Raw genomic sequence first — 25776 nt, 5'->3', positions numbered from 1 at the left:
GGTAGAGGGCCGAACGTTCTTTCTGAAATCTCCAGCTCCGTGTAAATGGTTTGCGTATTTTGCGGCCGACTTACGTTTTCATGCAAGCGGGCAATGAAGTCGCTGGTGCAGCCGGATTCCAGGGTTCCGGGCGAGCGGAGGCAGCGAATTTGACGCGGTCATGGCCGTAGACGGCTTGGCGTATCTCTGCAGCTCTCTGACCGCCAAACGCAAAAGACTCCATCGTGCAGTGCGGATCGGGGACGTATGAGACCGCAACGCTCGAGAACATGACCTCCACCTTCAAGATCTCAAGACCACCCAGGAGGTCGTCCAGACGCCGCCGACCCTCGTGCCCCAGGCGCTCCACCCCGAGAACTACTCCCGGGCCTGGGACGTGATGGACCTGGCCCGCTGCTGTTCAACACCCTCTACTACCCCTTCGGCGCGCTTGTCCCCAGCTGGTCCTCGATGTCGCCGCGGCCTACTCGCTCTCCCGGCTCCGGCCCGCTTTTCGGCAAGGTCATCCTGGCGATGATGCTGGACACGCTGATGATCCCTGCCACTGTCCTCGTCGTACCGCAGTATCTGACGGTGCTCGATGTGCCGATAGTGGAGCGCAATCTGCTCAACTCGCCCTGGGCGATCTGGCTTCCGTCCGTCACCAACGCCTTCAACATCTTTCTGCTGAAGCGGTTCTTCGACTCGATCCCGCACGAGCTCCTGGATGCCGCGTCCACCCCGCCGCCCGACCCCGGCCGTAACCTCGCCAAGGGCCGCCCGGCCGGTGCGACCGGCTCGGTCGGCGTCTACACCCCGGGCAAGGCGGTCGACGGTGACGCCAACTCGTACTGGGAGAGCACCAACAACGCCTTCCCGCAGTCGCTGACGGTCGACCTCGGCGTGGCCACGGGGGTGACCCGCCTGGTGCTGAAACTGCCGCCGCCCGAGGTCTGGCAGGCGCGTACCCAGACCCTGTCCGTACTGGGCAGCGTCAACGGCTCGTCCTACTCCACACCGGTGGCCGCGAAGGGCTACCGCTTCGACCCGGCGAGCGGCAACACGGTCACCGTCCCGCTGCCCGCCGGCACCACGACGCGCCATCTGCGGCTCCCGGTCACGGCCAACACCGGCTGGCCGGCGGCGCAGTTCAGTGAAAAGGAGGCCTACCGCTCCTGACAGGCAGACCGTGAACGACAACGTGCTCGGCACCTGTGGGCGCCGAGCACGTGTGGGTCCCTGCGCCGATCAAGCGTCCGGGATGTCTGCCTTCGCTCTGATGAGCGTGTCGCGACTGATGATCACGATCCGCTCGTAGTCGGCGCGTCCTGCGTCGGAGGGGAGCTCATGGTCGAGCACCTCCGTGGCGTCTGTGCCGATGACGGCGAAGTTGCCGTCACTCAGCTCGAAGATGTCCGGGCATGTTTGTCCTGACATGCTTCCGCGCTGACGGGGAGATGCTCCGATCCGGCGCACGATCTTCAATTGGGGGATCCTCGGAGGGTGGTAGGGGTGCGATGAATCGCCGTGCTAAGTCAAGATCACACACGCAGCGTCAGTCGGCCCACCAGCCACGGCCGTCATCCCCCTGACGGTTGATGAGGCGATCGACCAGCCGCCCCAGGTAGGCCTCCTGCGATTCGTAACTCACGCTGGCGCGATGGTCCCTTGTAGCAGCCCAGAACTCGCGGAAGATGGGGTTCCGGCAAATCACTCGAAGGTGTCCTCGGACGTCGTCCTCGCTTGCCGCCCCGATCCGGTAGGCGTGCAGAACGTGCTGGTACAGGGCATTGGCGTAGAGGAACTGGCGCTGCTTCACCGGCGATAACGCGGCGTCGTAGGTGTCCAGAACAGCGGCCAGGTCCGGATCGTCCATCGCCTTGCTCAGCAGCTCGAAATGGAGTCGCTGCTGGTTGGTGATGTCGGCGCGGCGCTGGAAACTGTTTGCCTGCTCCATGTGCTCCAGCTGGGTGCTCAGGTTGCTGTTCTGGCGGTGCATTTGCTGGTGCTGAATCACCAGGGCGACGATCACCGCGCCGAAGGCCAGACCGGAGAAAACCGCATTGGCGGCAGAGACGTCCGTGTCGGGCGCGAGTTCCTTCATCGTGGCGCTGATGGCGAGGCTGAGCGCAGCGACCAGTCCGATGACCGCCAATGCGCTCAGGAAGACAACCGCGACACCGGCGATGACACCCCGGTTGCCGTTCCCCTGTGTGCTCATGTCAACCCCCGATTCACAGGCGACCGGCCGATGTGGAGGCCGGTGACTGCGTGTACCGACTCCCAGAGTGCCGAGCGGCTCTGATCGGCCGGGAGGCGGAGAAAACGGCGCACAGAGGGAACGCGGTGGCGTATATCCGTGGGCCGTGTCCCATGTGTGCCCGCTGCGCGCCGCTAACAACCGTTCACTTCGCGCCGCGCCCATATCCTGGGGAGCCCCCGCCGCAGTCGAGAACCCCCCGAGGTGCCCCCTTGAGCAAGCCGCAGATCCCCGTCGTCGTCCTCGCGGGCTTTCTGGGATCCGGCAAGACCACCCTCCTCAACCACCTGCTCCGTCGCAACGGCGGCACCCGCATCGGTGTCGTCGTCAATGACTTCGGCTCCATCGAGATCGACGCCATGACCGTCGCAGGGCAGGTCGGCTCCACCGTGTCCCTCGGAAACGGCTGTCTGTGCTGTGCCGTCGACGCGAGTGAGCTGGACAACTATCTGGAGAAACTCACCCGGCCCGCCGCGCGTATCGACGTCATCGTCATCGAGGCCAGTGGGCTTGCCGAGCCGCAGGAGCTCGTACGGATGCTGCTGGCCAGCGACAATCCGCGCATCGTGTACGGGGGACTGGTCGAGGTCGTCGACGCGGCCGAGTTCGACGCGACCCGGGCGCGACACCCCGAGATCGACCGGCATCTCGCGATCGCGGATCTCGTCGTTCTGAACAAGGCGGACCGGGTGGAGCCGGACGCACTGGGACGAGTGCTCGGGACGCTCGGCGAGCTCGGTGCGGGCACGCCCGCGATCACCGTGGAACACGGGCGGGTCGACCCGCAGATGCTCTTCGATCCCGCGGTGCGGCCGGAGCGGCAGGAGAAGGTACGCCAGCTGTCCTTCGAGGACCTGTACGCGGACGAGTACGACCACGACCAGGGCCATACGAACCATCTGCACACCGCGTACGAGAGCCTCGCCTTCACGGCGGACGCGCCCATGCATCCGCGCCGGTTCATGGAGTTCCTCGACTCCAGGCCCGAAGTGCTCTACCGGATCAAGGGATTCGTCGACTTCGGGACCGCCGACCCGGACAACCGGTACGCCGTCCATGCCGTCGGCCGGTTTCTGCGGTTCTACCCGTCACGCTGGGCGCCCGGCGAGGAGCGGCTGACGCAGCTCGTGCTGATCGGCTCGGGCGTCGACGCCGGGGCGCTGCGCAAGCAGCTGGAGTCCTGCGCGCAGACCGGTCCGCAGGACGCCCCCGACGAGCGGAGCATATGGGGCGTCCTGCGGTACGTACCGGCCGAACCGGATGAGACAGCGGAGCCGGCGGAGACCGCGCTCCAGCAGCTCGACTAGCTCAACGGGCCCGCCAGCACCGCGACCGCCGACGTCACCGGCGTACCCGAGCCGTCACGCCGCGGGTCCAGCTCCGGGAGCTCGGCCGGTGCGCCGTTCTTCTGCGCCGCACGGGCCGGTGCCGCGCCCGCCCAGGCCAGCACCAGCACATCCTCGCCCTTGAGGAAGCGCTGGCAGCGCACGCCGCCCGTGGCCCGCCCCTTGCGCGGGTACTGGTCGAAGGGGGTGAGCTTCCACGTCGTCACCGAGTCGTCCAGCGTGCCGTGCGAGCCCGCGATGGTGAAGACCACCGCGTCGCCGGCCGGGTCGACCGCCGTGAACGAGAGCACCTCGGCGCCGTCCGCCAGCTTGATGCCGGCCATGCCGCCGGCCGCCCGGCCCTGCGGCCGCACCTGCGAGGCCTGGTAGCGCAGCAGCTGGGCGTCGGAGGTGATGAAGACCAGGTCCTCCTCGCCCGTACGCAGCTCGGTCCCGCCGACGATCCGGTCACCTTCCTTGAGGGTGATGACCTCCAACTCGTCCTTGTTCGCCGGGTAGTCGGGGACGACGCGCTTGACGACACCCTGCAACGTGCCGACCGCGAGGCCCGGCGAGGACTCGTCGAGCGTGGTGAGGCAGATGACCGTCTCGTCCTCCTCCAGCGACAGGAACTCCGAGACCGGCGCACCGCCCGACAGATTGGGCGAGGACACAGTGTCCGGAATCTGCGGAAGGTCGATCACCGCGAGCCGCAGCAGCCGCCCGGCTGAGGTCACAGCGCCCACATCGCCGCGCTGTGTCGCCGGCACCGCCGAAACGATCACATCGTGCTTGGCGCGCTTTCCGCCCTCGTGCGCCAGGGGCTCGCCATTGGCGGTGCGGGCCAGCAGACCGGTCGAGGACAGCAGCACCCGGCACGGGTCGTCCGCGACCTCCAGCGCCACCGCAGCGAGCGGTGTACCCGCCGACTCCAGCAGCACCGTGCGCCGCTCGGTGCCGAACTTCTTGGCCACCGCGGCCAGTTCGGTCGAGACCAGCTTGCGCAGCTCGGCGTCCGAGTCGAGGATCCTGGTCAGCTCGTCGATCTCGCCGTTGAGCCGGTCTCGCTCGCTCTCCAGCTCGATCCGGTCGAACCTGGTCAGCCGGCGGAGCGGAGTGTCCAGAATGTACTGAGTCTGGATTTCGCTGAGCGAGAAGCGCTCGATCAGCCGCTCCTTCGCCTGCGCGGAATTGTCACTCGACCGGATGAGCCGGATGACCTCGTCGATGTCGAGAAGCGCGACAAGCAGGCCCGCGACCAGGTGCAACCGGTCGCGCCGCTTGGCCCGCCGGAACTCGCTGCGCCGCCGCACGACCTCGAAGCGGTGATCGAGATAGACCTCGAGCAGCTCCTTGAGCCCCAGGGTGAGCGGCTGCCCGTCCACCAGCGCCACATTGTTGATGCCGAAGGACTCCTCCATCGGCGTCAGCTTGTAGAGCTGCTCCAGCACGGCCTCGGGGATGAAGCCGTTCTTGACCTCGATGACCAGCCGCAGACCGTGCTGCCGGTCGGTGAGGTCCTTGACGTCCGCGATGCCCTGGAGCTTCTTCGCCGAGACCAGGTCCTTGATCTTCGCGATCACCTTCTCCGGGCCGACCGTGAAGGGCAGTTCGGTGATCACCAGGCCCTTGCGGCGCGCCGTGACGTCCTCCACGGAGGCCGTCGCGCGGATCTTGAAGGTGCCGCGGCCGGTCTCGTACGCGTCCTTGATGCCGTTCAGGCCCACGATCCGGCCGCCGGTGGGCAGGTCGGGCCCGGGGACGAAACGCATCAGCGTGTCGAGGTCCGCGCCCGGGTGCTTGATCAGATGCCGGGCGGCGGCGATGACCTCGCCCAGATTGTGCGGCGGCATGTTCGTCGCCATGCCGACGGCGATCCCGGTCGAACCGTTGACCAGCAGGTTCGGATAGGCGGCGGGGAGTGCGACCGGCTCCCGCTCCTGGCCGTCGTAGTTCGACTGGAAGTCGACGGTGTCCTCGTCGATCGACTCCGTCATCAGGCTGGTGGCATCCGCCATCCGGCACTCGGTGTACCGCATGGCGGCCGGCGGGTCGTCGTTGCCGAGGGAGCCGAAGTTGCCGTGGCCGTCGACCAGCGGCAGGCGCATCGTGAACGGCTGCGCCATCCGCACCAGGGCGTCGTAGATCGACGCGTCGCCGTGCGGGTGCAGCTTACCCATGACCTCGCCGACCACGCGGGCGCACTTCACATAGCCGCGGTCGGGGCGCAGGCCCATCTCGTTCATCTGGTAGACGATGCGGCGGTGCACCGGCTTCATACCGTCGCGGGCGTCCGGCAGGGCCCGGGAGTAGATCACCGAGTACGCGTACTCGAGGAAGGAGCCCTGCATTTCGTCGACGACGTCGATATCGAGGATCTTCTCCTCGAAGTCGTCCGGCGGCGGGGTCTTCGTGCTGCGGCGGGCCATCGCGGCTGCGGCTCCTTCTCGCTCTTGTGCGGGGCAGTACTCAGGTTCTGACGCGGACCATTGTGGACCGAGCCTCTGACAACGCCGACCTCGACCCGTCGTTGGGCCGTTCTCGGCCGGGAACTTCGCCAGGTGTCAGATCGCTTGCATACAGTGGCAGGACTTCTCCATATCGCGATCGAAGGGACGTACATGCCCATGGGTCACACGGCCACAGCGCAGGCCGGTTCCGGCGGCCTGACAGCGACCGAGCACCGCCTGGCCAACGGCCTGCGCGTGGTGCTCTCCGAGGACCACCTGACCCCGGTCGCCGCGGTCTGCCTCTGGTACGACGTAGGTTCGCGCCACGAGGTCAAGGGCCGTACCGGCCTTGCTCACCTTTTCGAGCATCTGATGTTCCAGGGCTCGGGCCAGGTCAAGGGGAACGGCCATTTCGAGCTGGTTCAGGGAGCCGGCGGCTCGCTGAACGGCACCACCAGCTTCGAGCGCACCAACTACTTCGAGACGATGCCCACGCACCAACTGGAGCTCGCCCTGTGGCTGGAAGCCGACCGCATGGGCTCGCTGCTCGCGGCTCTCGACGACGAGTCGATGGAGAATCAGCGTGACGTCGTCAAGAACGAGCGCCGCCAGCGGTACGACAATGTCCCGTACGGCACGGCCTTCGAGCGGCTGACGGCTCTGGCCTACCCGGAGGGCCACCCGTACCACCACACGCCGATCGGCTCGATGGCCGATCTCGACGCCGCGACCCTCGAGGACGCGCGCACGTTCTTCCGTACGTACTACGCGCCGAACAACGCCGTGCTGTCGGTCGTCGGCGACATCGACCCGGAGCAGACGCTCGCCTGGATCGAGACGTACTTCGGCTCCATCCCGTCCCACGAGGGCAAGCAGCCGCCGCGCGACGGCTCCCTCCCGGAGATCACCGGCGAGCAGTTGCGCGAGGAGATCGTCGAGGAGGTCCCGGCCCGGGCGCTGATGGCCGCCTACCGCCTGCCGCACGACGGCACGCGCGAGAGCGACGCCGCCGACCTGGCGCTCACCGTCCTCGGCGGCGGTGAGTCCTCGCGGCTGCACAACCGCCTGGTGCGCCGTGACCAGACGGCCGTCGCGGCCGGCTTCGGTCTGCTGCGGCTGGCCGGCGCCCCTTCGCTGGGCTGGCTGGACGTCAAGACCTCCGGCGGTGTCGAGGTGCCGCAGATCGAGGCTGCGGTCGACGAGGAGCTGGCGCGGTTCGCCGCGGAGGGCCCCACGCCCGAGGAGATGGAGCGGGCGCAGGCCCAGTTGGAGCGCGAGTGGCTGGACCGGCTCGGCACTGTCGCCGGCCGCGCCGACGAACTGTGCCGGTACGCCGTGCTGTTCGGCGACCCGCAGCTGGCACTGACCGCCGTGCAGCGGGTGCTGGACGTCACCGCCGCAGAGGTACAGGCGGTCGCCAAGGCCCGGCTGCGCCCGGACAACAGGGCGGTGCTGGTCTACGAGCCCCTCTCCGCGGACAACGGCGACAGCGACAGCGACGAGAACGACGAGCGCGAAGGGGCGGACCAGTGAGCGACGCTGCCGTGACCATGGAGTTCCACCCGCAGCCGAAGGCCGGCGCCGCCCGCCCCTGGGCGTTCCCGGCCCCCGAGCGCGGCACGCTGGACAACGGCCTCACCGTGCTGCGCTGCCATCGCCCGGGCCAGCAGGTGGCGGCCGTCGAGATCTGCCTCGACGCCCCGCTGGACGCCGAGCCGGAGGGCCTCGACGGCGTTGCCACGATCATGGCGCGCGCTCTGTCGGAAGGCACCGACAAGCACACCGCCGAGGAGTTCGCCGCCGAGCTGGAGCGCTGCGGCGCCACCCTCGACGCGCACGCCGACCACCCGGGTCTCCGCGTCTCCCTGGAGGTCCCGGTCTCCCGGCTGCCGAAGGCGCTCGGCCTGCTCGCCGAGGCGCTGCGTGCGCCGGCCTTCGCCGACAACGAGGTGGAGCGGCTGGTACGCAACCGGCTGGACGAGATCCCGCACGAGACGGCCAACCCGGCCCGCCGTGCGGCCAAGGAGCTCTCCAAGGAGCTCTTCCCGGCCTCCCTGCGTATGTCGCGCCCCCGGCAGGGCGCGGAGGAGACGGTCGCCCGTATCGACTCCGCGGCCGTACGGGCCTTCTACGAGGCGCATGTCCGGCCCGCCACCGCCACCGCGGTGATCGTCGGCGACCTCACGGACATCGACCTGGACGCCGTGCTCGCCGACTCACTCGGCACCTGGAAGGGCGACAGCGCCGCGCCCCGTCCCAAACCGCCGATCACCGCCGACGACACCGGCCGTGTGGTCATCGTGGACCGTCCCGGCGCCGTCCAGACGCAGCTGCTGATCGGCCGCATCGGCCCGGACCGCCACGACCGCGTCTGGCCGGCCCAGGTGCTCGGGGCGTACTGCCTGGGTGGCACTCTCACCTCGCGCCTTGACCGCGTGCTGCGCGAGGAGAAGGGCTACACCTACGGGGTACGGGCCTTCGGCCAGGTGCTGCGCTCCGCTCCCGACGGGTCGGGCGCCGCGATGCTCGCCATCAGCGGCTCCGTGGACACCCCGAACACCGGACCGGCGCTGGACGACCTCTGGAAGGTGCTGCGTACGCTCGCGGCCGAGGGGCTGACCGACGCCGAGCGCGATGTCGCCGTGCAGAACCTGGTGGGTGTCGCCCCGCTGAAATTCGAGACGGCCGCCTCCGTCGCGGGCACGCTCGCCGACCAGGTCGAGCAGTTCCTCCCGGACGACTACCAGGCGCAGTTGTACGTGCGCCTGGCCGAGACCGGCACCGTCGAGGCGACGGCCGCGGCTGTCAGCGCCTTCCCGATGGACCGTCTTGTCACGGTGCTCGTCGGCGACGCCTCGCAGATCGAGGAGCCGGTCAAGGCGCTCGGCATCGGCGAAGTGACGGTTGTCACAGGCTGATTGGGGATATCCGGCAGACAACTCAAAACGGGCAAGCGGAACCCCGGCATCCCTTGGGATGCCGGGGTTCCGTCTTATGTCCGTTTTGTTGGAGAGGTTGCCTGTCTGCCCTGTGGCGTGCGCTACAAAAGGGCCTGTCTGTTTGGCGATTGAAAGACGGCCCGCCTAGCGTCGGTCCGGCTGTCCGCCAGTAGCCCGCCGCATCCGCGGCATCGGACAGTCATCGCCGAGTCCCCGTCTGGCGCGAGCCTGGGGAGCCGGGGACCCACTCAGTCCCTGGGGTGAATCGGGCGCCTTCGCACCTGCGGAGGGGCCTGTAGGAGACCTTCCTGCTCCGAACCCGTCAGCTAACCCGGTAGGCGAGAAGGAAGGAAAGGATCAGCCACTTCATGGCGTTCACCCGTGCCACCGGGAAGCACCGTGCCCCGAGCCGAATGACGCGCAAGAGGGCGAACATCGCCGGCGTCGCGGCTCTCGCCACCACCGGCGTCATCGGAACCCTCGCTTCCCCGGCACTCGCCGCCGAGAACGGCGCGACCACCGTCGAGGACACCGGCCTGACCCAGATCGTGGCCGCCGACTCCCTCGCCGAGCAGATCGCCGACCAGGCCGCCGCGCAGAAGCAGGAGGCCGCCGAGGCCGAGGCGAAGGCCGAGGCGAAGGCCGAGGCGAAGCGCAAGGCCGAGGCCCGCGCCAAGGAGGCCCGCCGGGCCAAGGAGCGCGCCGCCCGGGAGGCCGAGCGCAAGCGCCTCAACTCCTTCGTGGCGCCGATATCCCACTCGTACGTGTCCACGGGCTACAAGACCGGCGGCTCCATCTGGTCCTCCGGCAGCCACACCGGGATCGACTTCCACGCCGCGTCCGGCACCACCGTGCACGCGGTCGGCTCCGGCACCGTCGTCGAGGCCGGCTGGGGCGGCGCGTACGGCAACAACATTGTGATCAAGATGAACGACGGCTCGTACACGCAGTACGGTCACCTCTCGTCCATCAGCGTCTCGGTAGGCCAGTCGGTGACCCCGGGCGAGCAGATCGGCCACTCCGGCTCGACCGGCAACACCACTGGTCCGCACCTCCACTTCGAGGCCCGCACCAGCCCCGAGTACGGCTCCGACATGGACCCGGTCGCGTACCTGCGCGCGCACGGCGTCAACGTCTGATCCGACGACGGGGCCGATGCCCGGTCCCGCGTGCTTCCCGAAGGCCCCGGCTCACCGCCGGGGCCTTCGGCGTTTGCCGCCCCACCGGAGTTCTGGCCAAAAGATATCCATGGATTCCGGTCTCCCATCGGAAAATCCCGCCCACTGCAATAGAGTCACCGAACAGACGTCAATCGGCTGCGTTTCGCGCGGATTAAAGCGGAGGTTCGGTCATGCGCATTCCCGCGCACTCGGTATGCACGGCGATCCGCGACGACATCGTCTCCGGTGTATTCGAGCGCGGCAGCCGGCTCACCGAGGAGCAGCTGGCACGCCGCTACGGCGTCTCCCGGGTCCCGGTGCGCGAGGCCCTGCGCACGCTGGAGTCCGAGGGCTTCGTCACCACCCGCCGCCACGCCGGCGCCTGTGTCGCCGAGCCCACCGAGCAGGAGGCCGCCGACCTTCTGGAGATCCGGATGCTGCTGGAGCCCATGGGTGCGGCGCGCGCCGCCCAGCGCCGCACCGAGGCACATCTCAAGGTGCTGCGTGGCCTGGTCAGACTGGGGCAGGAGCGGGCCCGCCGTGGTCAGGGCGAGGATCTGCGTTCACTGGGTGGTTGGTTCCACGAGACGCTCGCCCAGGCCTCCGGCAGTCCGGGGCTGATCGCTCTGCTCACCCAGCTGCGGCACAAGATCGCCTGGATGTACGCCGTCGAGCAGCCCGCCAAGCCCGTCGAGTCCTGGATCGAGCACGGCGCGATCGTGGACGCGGTGGCGCGCGGCGACGCGGAACGGGCGCGGGCGCTGACGGCCGTGCACACCGAACGGGCTGCCGCCGCGCACCGGCTGCGCCGCCCCGAGCGGGTGAGGACTTCGCAACATGCCGTAAACATCGCAAGCGCCCGCCATTAACAGGTGCACCGTATACAAAGGGTAGATATTGGCGGGGCCTTTTTCTGCTGCCCGCATACAAAGCGCCGGGGCCGAAAGTCGCGTCCAGGAAAGCCGCGTCCAGAAATGACGAAGCCGCGATGTCCGAGAATTCGGGACACCGCGGCTTTGCCGTGGGTAATGGGCCTGATCGGCTCAGACGGTCTCGGGAAGCTCTTCGAGACCCTCGGCGACGAGCCGGGCGAGACGGTCCAGCGCGGCGTCGGAGTCCTCCGCCTCGGAAACGAGCACGATCTCCTCGCCGCCCTGCGCGCCCAGGCCGAGCACCGCGAGCATGGAGGCGGCGTTGACCGGGGTGCCGTCCGCCTTGGCGATCGTCACGGGGACGCCGGCGGCCGTGGCGGCACGGACGAAGATGGAAGCGGGGCGGGCGTGAAGGCCCTCGGCCCAGCCGACATTGACGCGGCGCTCAGCCATGGTGTTGCCCTTCGAGTCTCAGTGGTTGTCTAGACCAGTCTCTCATGTGGTTCTGCGTGCTCGCACCGGCCCCGGACCCGGGATCGGCCGCCGATCGGCCTTCTCAGACTGCCCCGCGGCAACCACCTCCGCGACCCGTGGCTGAGCCGTACGCTTTCCCCATGCAGACCTCGTCGGATCACGCCTACCCCGACCACTGGGAAGCAGACGTGGTGCTGCGCGACGGCGGCACCGCGCGCATCAGGCCCATCACCACCGAGGACGCCGACCGTCTGGTCAGCTTCTACGAGCAGGTCTCCGACGAGTCGAAGTACTACCGCTTCTTCGCGCCCTACCCCAGGCTCTCCGACAAGGACGTCCACCGCTTCACCCATCACGACTATGTGGACCGGGTGGGTCTCGCGGTCACGGTGGGCGGCGAGTTCATCGCCACCGTCCGCTACGACCGGATCAACGCAGAGGGCCGGCCCGCGAGCGCCCCCGCCGACGAGGCCGAGGTCGCCTTCCTCGTCCAGGACGCCCATCAGGGTCGCGGCGTGGCCTCCGCCCTCCTCGAGCACATCGCCGCGGTGGCACGCGAACGCGGCATCCGGCGCTTCGCAGCCGAGGTGCTGCCCGCCAACAATAAAATGATCAAGGTGTTCCGGGATGCCGGCTACACCCAGAAGCGCAGCTTCGAGGACGGCTCTGTCCATCTCACCCTCGACCTCGAACCGACCGAGGAGTCCCTCGCCGTCCAGCGCGGCCGCGAGCAGCGCGCCGAGGCCCGCTCCGTGCAGCGCCTCCTCGCGCCCGGTTCGGTCGCCGTCATCGGCACCGGCCGCGTGCCCGGCGGCGTGGGCCGCACCGCCCTGCGCAACCTCCTCAGTGCCGGATACACGGGACGTACCTACGCCGTGAACCGCGCCTTTCCCGAGGACCAGGCCGAGGTCGACGGCGTCCCGGCCCACCGCTCCGTGGGCGAGATCGGGGAGACCGTCGACCTGGCGGTCGTGGCCGTCCCGGCGGAGCGGGTGCCCGAAGTGGTCGCCGACTGCGGCGAGCACGGCGTCCGGGGGCTGGTCGTGCTGACCGCCGGTTACGCCGAGAGCGGGGCCGCAGGACGGGAGCGCCAGCGCGAACTGGTGCGGCAGGCCCGCTCGTACGGGATGCGCATCATCGGCCCGAACTCCTTCGGCATCATCAGCACCGCCGACACCGTCCGCCTCAATGCCTCGCTGGCCCCGGAGTCCCCGGCGCCCGGCCGCATCGGGTTGTTCACCCAGTCCGGCGCCATCGGCATAGCGCTGCTCGCCGGCCTGCACCGGCGCGGCGCCGGGCTGTCCTCCTTCATCTCGTCGGGCAACCGCGCGGATGTGTCCGGGAACGACTTTCTGCAGTACTGGTACGAGGACCCGGACACCGATGTGGTCCTGCTGTACCTCGAATCGATCGGCAACCCGCGCAAGTTCACGCGCCTGGCCCGGCGAACGGCGGCGGTGAAACCGGTGGTCGTGGTGAAGGGCGCCCGGCACAGCGGCAGCGCGCCGCCCGGACACGCGGTGCCGGTCACCCGGATCCCCGACACCACGGTCGGGGCGCTGTTCCGCCAGGCCGGCGTGATCCGCGTCGACACCGTCACCGAACTCGTCGACGTGGGCCTGTTGCTGGCCGGCCAGCCGCTGCCCGCAGGACCGCGTGTGGCGATCCTCGGCAACTCCGAGTCCCTCGGCCTCCTCACGTACGACGCCTGCCTCGCCGACGGCCTCCGTCCCCTCCGGCCGCGCGACCTCACGACGGCCGCCACGCCCGCGGACTTCCGTGCCGCCCTCGCCGAGGCCCTGGTGGACGACGCCTGCGACGCGGTGGTGGTGACGGCGATCCCGTGGGTAGGGGAGAACGGCGTCACGGAGTCGGGCGACGGCGAGGTCCTGGCAGCAGCGCTGCGCGACGCGGTCACCACGGCCCCGGCCAAACCGGTCGCGGTGGTCCATGTGGAGATCGGGGGTCTGGCGGAGGCGCTGGCGGCGGCGACGAGTACGCGTACGGTCCAGGCACACGCGACCGACGACGGGAACCCGGGCCCCGGCCACGAAGCGCCGCAGGCCGTCCGCACCCGACCGCCCGCCCCGAGCTCGTCCGCCGTCTCCGCGGCCGTCCGCACCCGACCACCCGCCCCGAGCTCGTCCGCCGTCTCCGCGGCCGTCCGTTACGCCGCCCCGGCCCCCGCGACCGCCCCGCACGCCTCTCGTATCCCCGCCTACCCCGCCGCCGAGCGGGCCGTCCGAGCCCTTTCCGAGGCGGTCAAGTACGCCCAGTGGCGCCGGCAGGACGCCGAGCCCGGCAGGGTGCCACAGTACGAGGACATCGACGAGGCCGGCGCGGCCGCGCAGATCGACGCACTGCTCGGCGGGCTCACCGACCCTCGCGGCAGCACCCTGGGGCCCGCTGCCGCCCACGAGCTCCTCGGCCGGTACGGCATCCCCGTACGGCCGACCCTCCCCGCGCCCGGTCCCGACGCCGCCGTGGCCGCCGCCGGCCGCCTCGGCTACCCCGTCGCCCTCAAGACCACCGCCCCGCACCTCCGCCATCGCGCCGACCTCGGCGGCGTACGGCTGGATCTGGCCAACGAGGCGCAACTGCGGCAGGCTTACCGCGAATTGACCGACGCCCTCGGCAAGCCCGAGGAGCTCCAGCCCGTCGTTCAGGCGATGGCCCCGCGCGGCGTTGACACGGTCGTACGCGCCGCCATCGACCCCGCCGTCGGCGCCGTGCTCTCCTTCGGGCTGGCCGGAGCCGCCTCCGAGCTGCTCGGTGACACCGCCCACCGGCTCGTGCCCGCCACCGACCGGGACGCCGCGGAGTTGATCAGGACGATCCGGACGGCCCCGCTCCTCTTTGGCTGGCGGGGCTCCGCGCCCGTTGACACCCCAGCCCTCGAAGAGCTGCTGCTCCGGGTGTCACGACTGGTCGACGATCACCCGGAAGTGGTCGGAATCAGCCTCGAACCGGTCGTCGTCGCTCAGCATGGCCTCTCTGTGCTCGGCGCGTCCGTACGGCTCGCGCCGTCGCCCGCCCGCACCGACCTGGGCCCCCGCCGACTCCCCAGCTACTGAGCGCTCAGTACCCCCCGAGCCCCGTAGGATGGACCGCATGGCGAAGACCGGTACGACGACCCAGGGGCTGCGCGCGGCGATCGAGCGCAGCGGCTACTACCCGGCCCTCGTGGCCGAGGCGGTGGAGGCCGCTGTCGGTGGCGAGCAGATTGCGTCGTACCTGGTGCACCAAGAAACCACCTTCGATGCCAACGAGGTGCGCCGCCATGTCACCGTCCTCGTCCTGACGGCCAACCGCTTCATCGTCAGCCACACCGACGAGCAGGCCGCCGACTCCAGCTCCCCGACGCCGTACGCCACCACCTCGACCGAATCGGTCAAGCTCGGCCGGATCTCGTCGGTCGTGGTGAGCCGCGTCGTCGCGAACCCGGAGTCGTACACCCCCGGCACCCTGCCCCGCGAGGTCGTCCTCACCATCGGCTGGGGCGCTGTCTCCCGTATCGACCTGGAGCCCGCCGCCTGCGGCGACCCCAACTGCGAGGCGGATCACGGCTACACCGGCAACTCCACCGCGGACGACCTGAGCCTGCGCGTCAGCGAGGCCGGCGACGGCCCGGACGCGGTCCGGCAGACGCTTGCCTTCGCGCAGGCGCTCTCCGAGGCCACGGCAGCCACGCGCTGATGGCTCAGCCCGCAGTCTGGCCGGACGACCCCGTTCCGCTCGCCCTCGACACCGCGCCCGTCCCCGAGTACGGCACTGGATCGCTCGCCGATCTGCTCCCGACGCTCGCCGCGGGCCAGGGCGTACCGGGCCTGGCGCAGAGCATCCCCGAGCTGACCCCCGCCGACCGGAACTGCGTCTTCCTGATCGACGGCCTCGGCTGGGAGCAGATCAAGAACCACCCTGACGAGGCCCCGTATCTCACCTCGCTGCTCGCCACTTCGCGCGGCGGCACGGGACTGCCCATAACCGCCGGTTTCCCCGCCACCACAGCCACCTCGCTGGCCTCCGTCGGGACCGGCCTGCCGCCCGGCGCACACGGCCTGCCCGGCTACACCGCGCGCAATCCGGAGACCGGCGAGCTGATGAACCAGCTGCGCTGGAAGCCCTGGACGGCCCCGCACGTCTGGCAGCCCTACCCCACGGTCTTCCAGCTCGCCGACGCCGCGGGTGTGCACACCGCACAGGTGACATCGCCGACCTTTCAGCACACCCCGCTCACCAAGATCGCACTCAGCGGCGGCAGCTTCCTCGGCCGGCTCTCCGGCGAGGAGCGGATGGACCTGGCGGCCGAGCAACTGGCCCTGGGGGACCGGTCGCTGGTCTACACGTACTACAGCGATGTGGACGGCAAGGGCCACCGCTTCGGCGTGGACTCCGACGCCTGGCGCGGCCAACTGATGTACGTCGACCGGCTGGTGCAGCGCCTTGCCGAGCAACTCCCGCCGCGCGCCGCCCTGTACGTCACCGCCGACCACGGCATGATCGACATCCCCTTCGACGAACAGTCGCGCATCGACTTCGACGAGGACTGGGAACTGCGCGCCGGGGTTGCCCTGCTGGGCGGCGAGGGCCGCGCCCGCCATGTCTACGCCGTGCCGGGTGCCGAGTCCGATGTGCTCACGGTCTGGCGCGAGGTGCTCGGCGAGCAGTTCTGGGTGGCGAGCCGGGACGAGGCGATCGCCGCGGGATGGTTCGGCGACCGGGTGGACGAGCGGGTGTACGCACGGATCGGTGACGTCGTCGCCGCGGCCTGCGACGATGTGGTGATCACCGCCTCCGTCAATGAGCCGCACGAGTCGGCGATGGTCGGGATGCACGGCTCCATGACCCCCGCCGAGCAGCTCGTCCCGCTCTTCGAAGTACGCTCGTAACCGCCTCCCTCACCCAGACCCGAAAGGTCCTCAACTCCCCATGCCCGAGCTGGTGTTCTTCTCCGGAACCATGGACTGCGGAAAGAGCACCCTCGCTCTTCAGATCGAGCACAACCGGTCCGCGCGCGGCCTCCAGGGCATGATCTTCACCCGTGACGACCGCGCCGGCGAGGGCAAGCTGTCCTCCCGGCTCGGCCTGGTCACCGACGCGGTCGAAGCCGCGGAGGGCTTCGACTTCTACGCGTATCTCGTCGCCCATCTCTCCAAGGGCGGCCGCTGCGACTACGTGATCGCCGACGAGGCGCAGTTCCTCGCGCCCGAGCAGATCGACCAGCTCGCCCGTGTTGTCGACGACCTCGACCTGGACGTCTTCGCCTTCGGTATCACCACCGACTTCCGCTCCAAGCTCTTCCCCGGCTCGCAGCGGCTCGTCGAGCTCGCCGACCGGGTCGAGGTACTGCAGGTCGAGGCGCTGTGCTGGTGCGGCGCGCGTGCCACGCACAACGCCCGTACCGTCGGCGGGATCATGGTCCTCGAGGGCGCGCAGGTCGTCGTGGGTGACGTCGACCAGTCGCCGGACGAGATCGGCTACGAGGTGCTCTGCCGACGCCACCACCGGCGGCGGATGACGGCCGCCACCGCCCGCGCGGCCGCCCTCTCCCCGGACGTCCTGCCCGTCGAGGTCAGCGAGAGGTCGTCCGTACGATCGTGAAGACCGCGCCCTCCGGGTCCGCGACGGTCGCGAGCCGGCCGCGGTAGCCGTCTCTCGGCGGCTGCAGCACGTGCCCGCCGAGCTCCACCACCTGGCGTGCGGCCTCTTCGGTGTCCTCGACCTCGAAGTGGGTCATCCAGTGTGAGCCCCTGCGCGAAAGGGCCTGGCCCACACCGTGGACAGCGGCGACCGGGCGTCCCGCCAGGTGCAGCGTCAGACAGTCGAAGTCGGCCGAGACGACTGCCTCCACTTCATAGCCGAAGACCGCCTCGTAGAACTTGCCGACGAACGAGGTCTCCGTGGTCACCAGTTCGTTCCAGACGGGCGTGCCATGCGTGCCGTACACCGCGGTGCCACCGTGGGCTGCCGTCTGCCAGATGCCGAAGACCGCGCCCGAGGGGTCGGTCGCGATGGCCATCCGGCCCGCGGGGCCCGCGTCCAGCGGGCCGACACCGACCGTGCCGCCGCAGCTTCTGATCGTCTCGGCGGTCACATCCGCGTCGTCGGTCGCCAGATACGGCGTCCAGGCGATCGGCAGCTGCCGACTGGTCGGGATCCGGCCGATGCCCGCGACCTCTTTGCCGTCGATCAGCGCGCGGACGTACGGGCCCAACTGCTCGGGACCGGGGGAGAACTCCCAGCCGAACAGCGCTCCGTAGAAATCTTGCGTCGCCTCAAGGCCGTGCACCATCAAGCTCACCCAGCAGGGTGTGCCGGGCGTGTGCCGAGTCGCCTCGGTCATCGTCACTCTCTCCTCGGACCATCGTGGTGGCCGTGCGGGGGGACCGGGTATGCCGTTGTGCGGAACTGTGCCCCGTGCAGATGCTTGCACCACAGAGCGTCCGGCGTGCCCCGGCCGCGCCGCATTTGGCGGGTTCCCGCTGGAGGATGCCCTTTTTGGCACGTCTCATCCTTTTCGGCTGCGTTACGGGTCGGCCAGTCACTGCGCGAGGATGGCTCACATGAACCCCATCATCTCCGCCACGGAACTGGCGAAGGAGCTGACCGGATCCCGCCGTCCGGTTCTTCTGGACGTCCGCTGGCAGCTCGGCGGCCCGCATGGGCGGCCCGCGTACGAGGCTGGACACATCCCCGGAGCGGTCTTCGTCGACCTGGATACGGAACTGGCCGGTCCGCCCGGTGCGGGAGGCCGCCACCCGCTGCCCGAGCCGGAGGCCTTCGGCGCGGTGATGCGTCGCGCCGGCGTATCACCCGGCTCGCCGGTGGTGGCGTACGACGGCGGCCAGGGCTGGGCGTCGGCCCGCGCCTGGTGGCTGCTGCGCTGGACGGGCCACGAGGATGTGCGGGTCCTGGACGGTGGCCTCGCCATGTGGACCGGGCCGCTGGAGACCGGGGTCCCCTCTCCCGAGGAGGGCACGTTCGCCCCGAAGCCGGGCGCGCTCCCACTGCTGGACGCGGACGCCGCCGCGGCGCAGGCCCGCTCCGGCCTGCTGCTCGACGCGCGCGCGGCGGAGCGCTATCGCGGCGATGTGGAGCCGATCGACCGCATCGCAGGCCATATCCCGGGCGCGGTCTCGGCCCCGACCACGGAGAACGTGGACCAGCACGGCCGCTTCCTGCCGGCGGAGGCCCTGGCTGCCCGCTTCCTCGAACTGGGGGCGTCCGAGGAGGCCAAGCCCGTCGGCGTCTACTGCGGCTCGGGCGTCTCCGGCGCACACGAGGCCCTGGCCCTGGAGATTGCGGGCTTCGAGCCGGCCCTGTACGCAGGCTCCTGGTCCGAGTGGTCCACGGACCCGACCCGCCCGGTGGCAACGGGCCCGCAGCCGGGCTGACGGTCTCGGCGGGGGCGTGAGGCCGACCCGGGCGACCCAGGGACACCCGCGTACCCCTGCTTCGAGGGCGGGCGGCTCGGCGAGACCCCTGAGTACGCGTCAAAAAGGGTCCGGCACGAAGACCGTGCCGGACCCTCTGGGCAATGGGCCGTGCCCGCTAGTCCTGCTTCTTGCGGCGGGTGCCGAAGACGATCTCGTCCCAGCTCGGTACCGCCGCCCGCCGGCCCGGGCGGACGCCGTCCGCCTCCGCCTGGCGGTCCGTCGTGCCCGTCAGGCGGTCGCGGTGACCGGCCACCGAACGCGGCATCAGCACATCCGCGTACGCCGACCCCGCACCGGCCGAGGCCGCAGGGGCCACCGGCTCCTCCGCCTCCGGCTCCTGTACCGGCTCGGTGGCCGGCGGCTCCGGTGGTGCCGGGCGCTCGGGGACGACCATGTCGCCGCGGAAACTCGGCACCGCCTCCAGCAGACTCGTCAGGGAGTCCCGCTCCCCGCCGCCCTCCTCCGGCTCGGCCGGAGCCGCCGACGCGGTCGGACGCTCCAGCTGACGGTCGAGGGCCCGGTCCAGCGGCCGGTCCCGCGGCAGCCGTGCGATCCGCGGTACGAACGGAAAGCTCGGCTCCTGCGTCGCCGCGATCGTGTCGTCGGTCTCGCCGATCAGCGCACGAGCCTCGTCGTCGACGGCCTGGACGAGCCGCCGCGGCGGGTCGTACGTCCAGCTCGCCGAGTGCGGCTCGCCCGCCACCCGGTAGACCAACAACACCTCCCAGGTGCCGTCGTCGCGGCGCCAGGAGTCCCACAGCACGGTGTCCTTCTCGGCGCCGCGCAGCGTCAGCCGCTCCTGCACCGCCTCGCCGAGCTGCGGTCCGGTGTTCTCGCCGGGACGGCGTACGGGCGTCTTGCGGGCCCGCTCCGCCATGAAAGCGCGCTCCGCGAGCACGGGCCCCTCGAAGCGGCGCACCCGGTCGACCGGAATTCCGGCGAGCTGGGCGACCTCCTCCGCGGAGGCTCCGGCACGTATACGGGCCTGGATGTCTCGGGGCCGGAGATGGCTCTCCACCTCGATCTCGATCTGGCCGAGGCGGGCGCGGTCATTGCGTACGGCAGCGCGCAGCCGCTCATCAATCGGAAGCGTGTATTCCGTGCTGTCCGCAGCCTTGAGCACCAGTCGTGTGCCGTCGTTGGAGACGGCCACGACACGCAGTTCGGGCATGGGGACCTCCCGGGTGGTGCCTGCCGACGTCACGTGCGTCGCTGCTTCCGCTAGTCGAGTGTGGCCTGCCCGGGTGCAGCCTGCCACAACCTTGCCGAGTTGCCCGGCGTGTCGGGCACAGGCCCTGGATCGCCGTTATGGCACGGTTACCTGTTTGCGACTCTGAGTGACTGATCCGTCACTCTTCGCATCGGGTACCCGTGCGGTGCCGCGGCGCCGCCGGATCGAGCGCCGCTTTCGGCCCCCTACCTGGGGTCCCACCACCCGAGAGGGAGGCCGGCCCAGGGCTCGCCACAGTACTCCATTCGGGCCACGGGGGTGGACCGCCGCGCCGCCGAACTTCTCCAGGAGTACGGGAGTTGGGCCTCCTGGGCATGCGTGACCAGGTGTTCTGCTTCACAGAATCTGCCCAAAGGGAACTATTCGCTTCGCTCAAATGTCCCTACTGGGTGCACGGCGGGACAGATGGGCAATCAGGGACTGAAAGATGGATCAGAAGCAGGACGGCGCGATAAAACAGAAGGAACCGAGCGAAGAGAATAAAGAGCACAAAAAAACCGAAGAGCAGGAACAGCGGCTGGATCTGAGCCTTCCGCAGGTCTCGGGCAGCGCGCTCGGCGGCGACGCCCCGACCCCCACTCCGGCACCGACGCCGTCCGGCTCCACCGGCACGACTCCGGCCCCTCAGCCCGACACCGGAGCCTGAACCGGTACGACGACCGGACAGTGAACGGCCGTCAGCCGCCCAGCACCCGGCGGAGATAGTCGTTGCCGAACAGCCGCTCCGGATCCAGCCGGTCCCGCAGTGCCGTGAACTCACCGAACCGCGGATACACCTCGGCGAAGTACTCCGCGTCCCGCGTATGCACCTTGCCCCAGTGCGGTCGGCCACCGTGCGCGGTCATGATCCGCTCCACCGCCGTGAAGTACGACTGGTACGGCGTGCCCCGGTACAGGTGCACGGCGATGTACGCGCTCTCCCGGCCCGACGCTGTGGAGAGCGCGATGTCGTCCGCCGGTGCCGTACGCACCTCCACCGGGAAGCTCACACGCAGCGGCGAGCGCTCGATCATCGCCTTGACCTCGCGCAGCGCCCCGACCGCGGCCTCGCGCGGCAGCGCGTACTCCATCTCCACGAACCGCACCCGGCGCGGAGAGGTGAAAACCTTGTAGGGGATGTCCGTGTAGGTGCGGGCGGAGAGGGCGCGGCTGGAGAACTTGGCGATCGCCGGAATAGTCGCGGGCACGGCCCGGCCGAGCGAACAGGCCAGCTGGAACAGGCCGTTGGAGAGCAGCTCCTCCTCGATCCAGCCGCTGATCTGTCCGGGCGGAGCGGCGGGACCCGCGCTGCGGTTGTTGCGCTTGGTGTTGCAGTTGCCGGTGTGCGGGAACCAGTAGAACTCGAAGTGCTCGTTCTCCGCGAAGAGCGCGTCGAATTCGGCCGTGACCTTGTCGAAGGCCATCGGTTCCTCACGAGCCGTCAGCAGGAAGACCGGCTCCACGGAGAAGGTGATCGCGGCGACGACGCCCAGTGCGCCGAGCCCGATCCGGGCCGCCGCGAAGACCTCCGGATTCTCCTTCTCGGAGCAGGTCAGCAGCGATCCGTCCGCCGTGACCAGCTCAAGTGCCTTGATCTGCGCGGCGATCGAGGCCGATTCGCGGCCTGTGCCGTGCGTGCCGGTCGAGGTCGCGCCCGCGACCGTCTGATCCATGATGTCGCCCATGTTCGTGAGCGACAGGCCCTCGCGGGCGAGGGCCGCGTTCAGCCGCTTGAGCGGGGTGCCCGCCTCGACGGTCACGGTCATCGCCGTACGGTCGATGTCCCGGATTCCGGTCAGCAGATCGGGCCGTATCAGCACTCCGTCGGTGGCGGCGGCAGCGGTGAAGGAGTGGCCCGTGCCGACGGCCTTCACCTTCAGGCCGTCCTCGGCCGCCTTGCGTACGGCGTCGGCGAGTTCCTGGGCGGAGGCGGGCGAGACCTCCCGTACCGGCCGGGCGGTGACATTCCCCGCCCAGTTACGCCATGTGCTGCGCCCCGTCTTCGTAGTCCCGCTCACGCTGCCCCTCCCGCGTCGGCACCGGCTTGGCCAGCCGGCAGTACCCCAGGAACGCCACCACGGCCGCGATCGCTCCCGACACGGCGGGCACCACATACCCCGCGTCCGCCCCGGACGCGTCGACCACCCAGCCTGCGGCCGACGAGCCGAGCGCCACACCGACCGCGAGCCCGGTACTGGTCCAGGTCATGCCCTCGGTCAGCTTGGTGCGCGGTACGTGCGCTTCGACGAGAGCCATCGTGGTCACCATCGTGGGTGCGATGGACAGGCCCGCGACAAAGAGCGCCACGGCCAGGAAGGGAAGGTTCCCGGCCAGTTGGAGGGGGATCATACTCACGGCCATCGCACACACTCCCACCAGCCACCTTCGGGAGGCCGGGCCCTTGAGGTGCAGCAGCCCGAAAACCGCGCCGGCGAGGCAGGAGCCGAGCGCGTACACCGCGAGGACCAGGCTCGCCGCGGCCTTGTGGCCCTGCTCGTCGGCGAAGGCGACCGTGACGACGTCGACCGCGCCGAAGATCGCGCCGGTGGCCACGAAGGTGGCCACCAGGACCTGCAGTCCGGGGGAGCGGAGCGCGGAGCCACCGGTGTGGTGCTCCCGCGGATGCGGAACAGGCTCGGTGTCGCGCTGAGCGGTCAGCCAGAAGACGCCGACGAGCAGGAACACGGCGGCGAGCAGCGGGCCCGCCTCCGGGAACCAGGCGGTGGAGAGCCCGATGGAGATGATCGGTCCGAAGATGAAGCAGACCTCGTCGACGATCGACTCCCACGAGTACGCGGTGTGCAGCGCGCGCGGCGATCCCCGGTAGATCTCGGCCCAGCGGGCCCGGATCATCGAGCCCACGCTCGGCACACAGCCGGCAGCCGCGGCGAAGACGAACAGCGTCCAGTCCGGGGCCTCCTGCTGGGCGCAGATCAGCAGACCCGTGACCGCCGCCACCGAGACGAGCGTGGCCGGGCGCAGCACGCGCGCCTGACCGTGCCGGTCGACGAGCCGGGAGATCTGCGGACCGACCGCCGCGGCCGACATCGCAAGGGTCGCGGAGAGCGCGCCCGCAAGCCCGTAGCGCCCCGTGAGCTGCGAAACCATCGTCACAATCCCGATGCCCATCATGGACAGCGGCATCCGCCCGAAGAAGCCCGCGGCGGAGAACCCCTTGCTGCCGGGGGCGGTGAAGATGGCGCGGTACGGACTGGGCAAGCGGTGCTCCGGTAAGGCGTATCAGTGGCGTTCACAGATTACGTCCGAACGGCAGCCCGGCGCACGGCGGTTTCCCCGCTGTCAGAGGCTGGTGGCAGGATCGGACCCATGTCCGATCAGCGCGATCCAGCCCCTTACGATGCTCTGCTGCTGCTCTCCTTCGGCGGACCCGAGGGCCCGGACGACGTCGTCCCGTTCCTGGAGAACGTGACGCGCGGCCGCGGTATCCCCAAGGAACGGCTCAAGGAGGTGGGTCAGCACTACTTCCTGTTCGGCGGGGTCAGCCCCATCAACGACCAGAACCGCGCCCTGCTGGACGCCCTGCGCAAGGATTTCGCCGAACACGGCCTGGACCTGCCGGTGCACTGGGGAAACCGGAACTGGGCGCCGTATCTGACCGACACCCTGCGCGAGATGGTCGCGGACGGCCACCGGCGCATCGCCGTCCTCACCACCAGCGCGTACGCCTCGTACTCGGGCTGCCGGCAGTACCGCGAGAACCTCGCGGACGCGCTGGCCACGCTGGAGGCGGAAGGCCTTGAGCTGCCGCGCGTGGACAAGCTGCGGCACTACTTCAACCACCCCGGTTTTGTACGGCCCATGGTGGAAGGCGTCCTGGAGTCCCTCGCGGACCTCCCCGAGGAGGTGCGGGCAGGCGCCCGGCTGGCCTTCACCACCCACTCCATCCCGACGTCAGCCGCCGACGGATCGGGCCCGGTGGAGGAGCACGGCGAGGGCGGTGCGTACGTACGGCAGCACTTGGACGTGGCCCGGCTGATCGCGGACGCCGTGCGCGAGGAGACGGGCGTCGAGCACCCCTGGGAGCTCGTCTACCAGTCGCGCAGCGGCGCCCCGCACATCCCCTGGCTGGAGCCGGACATCTGCGAGCACCTGGAGGAGCTGCACGCCGCGGGCGCATCTGCCGTGGTGATGGTGCCCATCGGCTTCGTCTCGGACCATATGGAGGTCCTGTACGACCTCGACACGGAGGCCACTGCCAAGGCCGCCGAGCTGGGGCTGCCCGTGCGGCGATCGTCGACGGTGGGTGCCGACCCGCGCTTCGCGGCGGCCGTACGGGACCTCGTCCTGGAGCGTGCGGCGACCGAACGGGGCGTGCGCGCCGAACGGTGCGCGCTGGGAAGCCTCGGCCCCTCCCACGACCTCTGTCCGGTCGGCTGCTGTCCGGCCCGGACGCCGAAGCCCGCGGCCGCCGGTGCCGACAGCACGTACGCGTAAGGAAGACCTGTGACCGATCCTCTCCTGTCCGAACTCCTCGACCTCGCCCTGGAGGCCGCCCGCCGGGCCGGGGAGCTGCTGCGCGACGGCCGCCCCGCCGACCTCGGGGTCGCCGCGACCAAGTCCAGCCCCATCGACGTCGTCACCGAGATGGACATCGCGGCGGAGAAGCTGATCACCGGGTTCCTGAGCGAGCGCCGCCCGGACGACGGATTCCTCGGCGAGGAAGGTGCCTCCACCACCGGCACCAGCGGCGTCCGCTGGGTCATCGATCCGCTCGACGGCACGGTCAACTATCTCTACGGGCTGCCGACCTGGGCGGTCTCCATAGGTGCCGAGCGTGACGGCGAGACGGTCGTCGGGGTCGTCGAGGCGCCGATGCGCCGCGAGACCTACCGCGCGGTGCTCGGCGGCGGCGCGTACGCCAACGACAAGCCCCTCCGCTGCCGTCCGGCGCCCCCGCTGGACCAGGCCCTGGTCTCCACCGGCTTCAACTACGTCACGACCGTACGCACCCACCAGGCGGAGGTCGCCCAGCGGCTCATCCCGCGGCTGCGTGACATCCGCCGCAGCGGCTCCGCGGCCGTCGACCTCTGCGATGTCGCCGCGGGCCGCCTGGACGGCTACTACGAGCGCGGCCTCAACCCCTGGGACCTGTCGGCGGGCGACCTGATCGCGCGCGAGGCGGGGGCGCTGACCGGTGGCCGCCCCGGCGACACGGCGAACGGCGATCTGGCGGTCGCGGCGAGCCCTGGCGTATTCGAGCCGCTGCAGGCCCTGCTGGAGGAGTTCGGCGCCTGGCACGACTAGATCAGCCCGGCACCACGACGGGATCAACCCTGCATCCGGCACAAGAGGGCCCCGACGTCGTCCAGCGGCGTCGGGGCCCTCTCGTATCGGTTGGGTACGGTCCGCGCTACGCGGCGCTGAGCTGCACGCCGTGCTCCGCCGCCAGGCGGTGCAGGTCGTCCAGCTCTGCCTGCTCGACATCCGCGAGGAAGTCGTCGCCCGTCTCTCGAGCCAGCGTGAGGTCGGTCTCGGCAGCCTTTATGCGCTGCAGCAATCCTGTGGTGAATGCGTCCATGGTGCGCCCCCTCGTCGTGGGTCGGTGGCACGGGGGTGTGCCGACGGTGGGTGGATCAACCCTGGAACAGGTCGTGGTATGCCACAAACAGGGCGTGATCTCGGGGTGTGCAGTCGTCCTCCCCCAGCCTTC

At 70.1% G+C, this 25776-nt stretch carries 22 protein-coding genes, 2 pseudogenes and 1 riboswitch; of the genes and pseudogenes, 15 read left to right on the top strand and 9 right to left on the bottom strand.

Going from position 1 to position 25776, the window contains the following annotated elements; all coding sequences use genetic code 11:
* Window positions 1–289: 289 nt before the first annotated feature.
* Both AB0D12_RS28735 and AB0D12_RS28730 read left to right on the top strand, forming a co-directional pair.
* Window positions 290–717, top strand: a pseudogene (locus AB0D12_RS28735) (carbohydrate ABC transporter permease); the annotation flags it as partial.
* A pseudogene (locus AB0D12_RS28730) lies at window positions 671–1158 on the top strand (discoidin domain-containing protein); the annotation flags it as partial. The pseudogenes AB0D12_RS28735 and AB0D12_RS28730, both read left to right, overlap by 47 nt.
* A 69-nt stretch (window positions 1159–1227) precedes the next feature.
* On the opposite strand, the gene AB0D12_RS28725 reads toward AB0D12_RS28730, so the two are convergent.
* Both AB0D12_RS28725 and AB0D12_RS28720 read right to left on the bottom strand, forming a co-directional pair.
* A complete protein-coding gene (locus tag AB0D12_RS28725; protein ID WP_327326508.1) occupies window positions 1228–1464 on the bottom strand; it encodes a hypothetical protein in 237 nt (78 codons plus the stop codon).
* A 70-nt stretch (window positions 1465–1534) separates the two neighbouring features.
* On the bottom strand, window positions 1535–2200 hold the full coding sequence (locus AB0D12_RS28720; RefSeq protein WP_327326509.1) for a DUF6082 family protein: 666 nt from the start codon (window positions 2198–2200) through the stop codon (window positions 1535–1537).
* Window positions 2201–2451: 251 nt separating this feature from the next.
* Between AB0D12_RS28720 and AB0D12_RS28715 the strand changes: the two genes are divergently transcribed.
* The gene (locus AB0D12_RS28715; protein ID WP_362688826.1) at window positions 2452–3546 is read left to right on the top strand and encodes a GTP-binding protein; all 1095 of its coding nucleotides are present in this window, start codon (window positions 2452–2454) and stop codon (window positions 3544–3546) included.
* On the opposite strand, the gene AB0D12_RS28710 is transcribed toward AB0D12_RS28715, so the two are convergent.
* The gene (locus tag AB0D12_RS28710) at window positions 3543–5993 is read right to left on the bottom strand and encodes a DNA topoisomerase IV subunit A (protein ID WP_362688823.1); all 2451 of its coding nucleotides are present in this window, start codon (window positions 5991–5993) and stop codon (window positions 3543–3545) included. The genes AB0D12_RS28715 and AB0D12_RS28710 overlap by 4 nt on opposite strands.
* 192 nt (window positions 5994–6185) lie before the next feature.
* Between AB0D12_RS28710 and AB0D12_RS28705 the strand changes: the two genes are divergently transcribed.
* The 4 genes from AB0D12_RS28705 to AB0D12_RS28690 all read left to right on the top strand — a co-directional run bounded on the left by AB0D12_RS28705 (window position 6186) and on the right by AB0D12_RS28690 (window position 10982).
* Entirely contained in the window at window positions 6186–7547 is a 1362-nt protein-coding gene (locus tag AB0D12_RS28705) for a pitrilysin family protein (RefSeq protein WP_362689027.1), read from the top strand.
* Window positions 7544–8932 carry a pitrilysin family protein gene (locus AB0D12_RS28700; protein ID WP_362688820.1) on the top strand — a complete coding sequence of 463 codons (1389 nt, stop codon included), beginning with the start codon at window positions 7544–7546 and terminating at the stop codon, window positions 8930–8932. Before AB0D12_RS28705 ends, AB0D12_RS28700 begins: the two co-directional genes overlap by 4 nt.
* A 214-nt stretch (window positions 8933–9146) precedes the next feature.
* Window positions 9147–9309: riboswitch (cyclic di-AMP (ydaO/yuaA leader) on the top strand.
* Between the two features lie 12 nt (window positions 9310–9321).
* Window positions 9322–10092, top strand: a complete 771-nt coding sequence (locus AB0D12_RS28695) for a M23 family metallopeptidase (protein ID WP_362688817.1) — start codon at window positions 9322–9324, stop codon at window positions 10090–10092.
* 212 nt (window positions 10093–10304) lie between these two features.
* Window positions 10305–10982: a GntR family transcriptional regulator gene (locus tag AB0D12_RS28690; RefSeq protein ID WP_362688814.1), complete on the top strand. Its 678-nt coding sequence runs from the start codon at window positions 10305–10307 to the stop codon at window positions 10980–10982.
* 174 nt (window positions 10983–11156) lie between these two features.
* Here AB0D12_RS28690 and AB0D12_RS28685 read toward each other — a convergent pair whose 3' ends face one another.
* Window positions 11157–11438, bottom strand: coding sequence for an HPr family phosphocarrier protein (locus AB0D12_RS28685; RefSeq protein ID WP_362688811.1), 282 nt, complete (start codon window positions 11436–11438; stop codon window positions 11157–11159).
* A 161-nt stretch (window positions 11439–11599) separates the two neighbouring features.
* Here AB0D12_RS28685 and AB0D12_RS28680 point away from each other — a divergent pair, with 161 nt between their 5' ends.
* The 4 genes from AB0D12_RS28680 to AB0D12_RS28665 are packed head-to-tail and all read left to right on the top strand — an operon-like array spanning window position 11600 to window position 17060.
* On the top strand, window positions 11600–14533 hold the full coding sequence (locus AB0D12_RS28680; RefSeq protein ID WP_362688808.1) for a GNAT family N-acetyltransferase: 2934 nt from the start codon (window positions 11600–11602) through the stop codon (window positions 14531–14533).
* Window positions 14534–14570: 37 nt separating this feature from the next.
* Window positions 14571–15155: a DUF5998 family protein gene (locus AB0D12_RS28675; protein ID WP_327326517.1), complete on the top strand. Its 585-nt coding sequence runs from the start codon at window positions 14571–14573 to the stop codon at window positions 15153–15155.
* A complete protein-coding gene (locus AB0D12_RS28670) occupies window positions 15155–16348 on the top strand; it encodes a nucleotide pyrophosphatase/phosphodiesterase family protein (RefSeq protein WP_362688804.1) in 1194 nt (397 codons plus the stop codon). The genes AB0D12_RS28675 and AB0D12_RS28670 overlap by 1 nt, the downstream gene beginning before the upstream one ends.
* A gap of 40 nt (window positions 16349–16388) precedes the next feature.
* Window positions 16389–17060, top strand: coding sequence for a thymidine kinase (locus AB0D12_RS28665; RefSeq protein WP_362688801.1), 672 nt, complete (start codon window positions 16389–16391; stop codon window positions 17058–17060).
* Here the strand turns inward: AB0D12_RS28665 and AB0D12_RS28660 are convergent.
* Window positions 17032–17802 carry a VOC family protein gene (locus AB0D12_RS28660; protein ID WP_362688798.1) on the bottom strand — a complete coding sequence of 257 codons (771 nt, stop codon included), beginning with the start codon at window positions 17800–17802 and terminating at the stop codon, window positions 17032–17034. The two genes, AB0D12_RS28665 and AB0D12_RS28660, sit on opposite strands and share 29 nt — an antisense overlap.
* Before the next feature lie 220 nt (window positions 17803–18022).
* Between AB0D12_RS28660 and AB0D12_RS28655 the strand changes: the two genes are divergently transcribed.
* Window positions 18023–18853, top strand: coding sequence for a sulfurtransferase (locus AB0D12_RS28655; protein ID WP_362688795.1), 831 nt, complete (start codon window positions 18023–18025; stop codon window positions 18851–18853).
* A gap of 157 nt (window positions 18854–19010) precedes the next feature.
* Here AB0D12_RS28655 and sepH read toward each other — a convergent pair whose 3' ends face one another.
* Complete coding sequence (gene sepH / locus AB0D12_RS28650; protein ID WP_362688792.1) at window positions 19011–20066, bottom strand: septation protein SepH; 1056 nt, start codon at window positions 20064–20066, stop codon at window positions 19011–19013.
* 487 nt (window positions 20067–20553) lie between these two features.
* On the opposite strand from sepH, the gene AB0D12_RS28645 reads away from it, so the two are divergent.
* Window positions 20554–20772: a hypothetical protein gene (locus tag AB0D12_RS28645; protein ID WP_362688789.1), complete on the top strand. Its 219-nt coding sequence runs from the start codon at window positions 20554–20556 to the stop codon at window positions 20770–20772.
* Between the two features lie 31 nt (window positions 20773–20803).
* Here the strand turns inward: AB0D12_RS28645 and AB0D12_RS28640 are convergent, their stop codons facing one another.
* Together AB0D12_RS28640 and AB0D12_RS28635 are read right to left on the bottom strand one after the other, a co-directional pair.
* Window positions 20804–22123, bottom strand: a complete 1320-nt coding sequence (locus AB0D12_RS28640) for a D-arabinono-1,4-lactone oxidase (RefSeq protein WP_362688786.1) — start codon at window positions 22121–22123, stop codon at window positions 20804–20806.
* Entirely contained in the window at window positions 22083–23324 is a 1242-nt protein-coding gene (locus AB0D12_RS28635; protein WP_362688783.1) for an MFS transporter, read from the bottom strand. Before AB0D12_RS28635 ends, AB0D12_RS28640 begins: the two co-directional genes overlap by 41 nt.
* A gap of 108 nt (window positions 23325–23432) precedes the next feature.
* Here AB0D12_RS28635 and AB0D12_RS28630 point away from each other — a divergent pair, with 108 nt between their 5' ends.
* Together AB0D12_RS28630 and AB0D12_RS28625 are read left to right on the top strand one after the other, a co-directional pair.
* The gene (locus tag AB0D12_RS28630; protein WP_362688781.1) at window positions 23433–24560 is read left to right on the top strand and encodes a ferrochelatase; all 1128 of its coding nucleotides are present in this window, start codon (window positions 23433–23435) and stop codon (window positions 24558–24560) included.
* Between the two features lie 9 nt (window positions 24561–24569).
* The gene (locus tag AB0D12_RS28625; RefSeq protein ID WP_327326526.1) at window positions 24570–25370 is read left to right on the top strand and encodes an inositol monophosphatase family protein; all 801 of its coding nucleotides are present in this window, start codon (window positions 24570–24572) and stop codon (window positions 25368–25370) included.
* 106 nt (window positions 25371–25476) lie between these two features.
* Here the strand turns inward: AB0D12_RS28625 and AB0D12_RS28620 are convergent, their stop codons facing one another.
* Complete coding sequence (locus AB0D12_RS28620) at window positions 25477–25644, bottom strand: hypothetical protein (protein ID WP_327326527.1); 168 nt, start codon at window positions 25642–25644, stop codon at window positions 25477–25479.
* Between the last annotated feature and the right edge of the window lie 132 nt (window positions 25645–25776).

Origin of the sequence: Streptomyces sp. NPDC048479 (genome assembly GCF_040651435.1) — a bacterium.
Lineage (GTDB): Bacteria > Actinomycetota > Actinomycetes > Streptomycetales > Streptomycetaceae > Streptomyces.
Note: the sequence above shows the minus strand (reverse complement) of the source record. Positions and strands in the feature narration are given on the sequence as shown.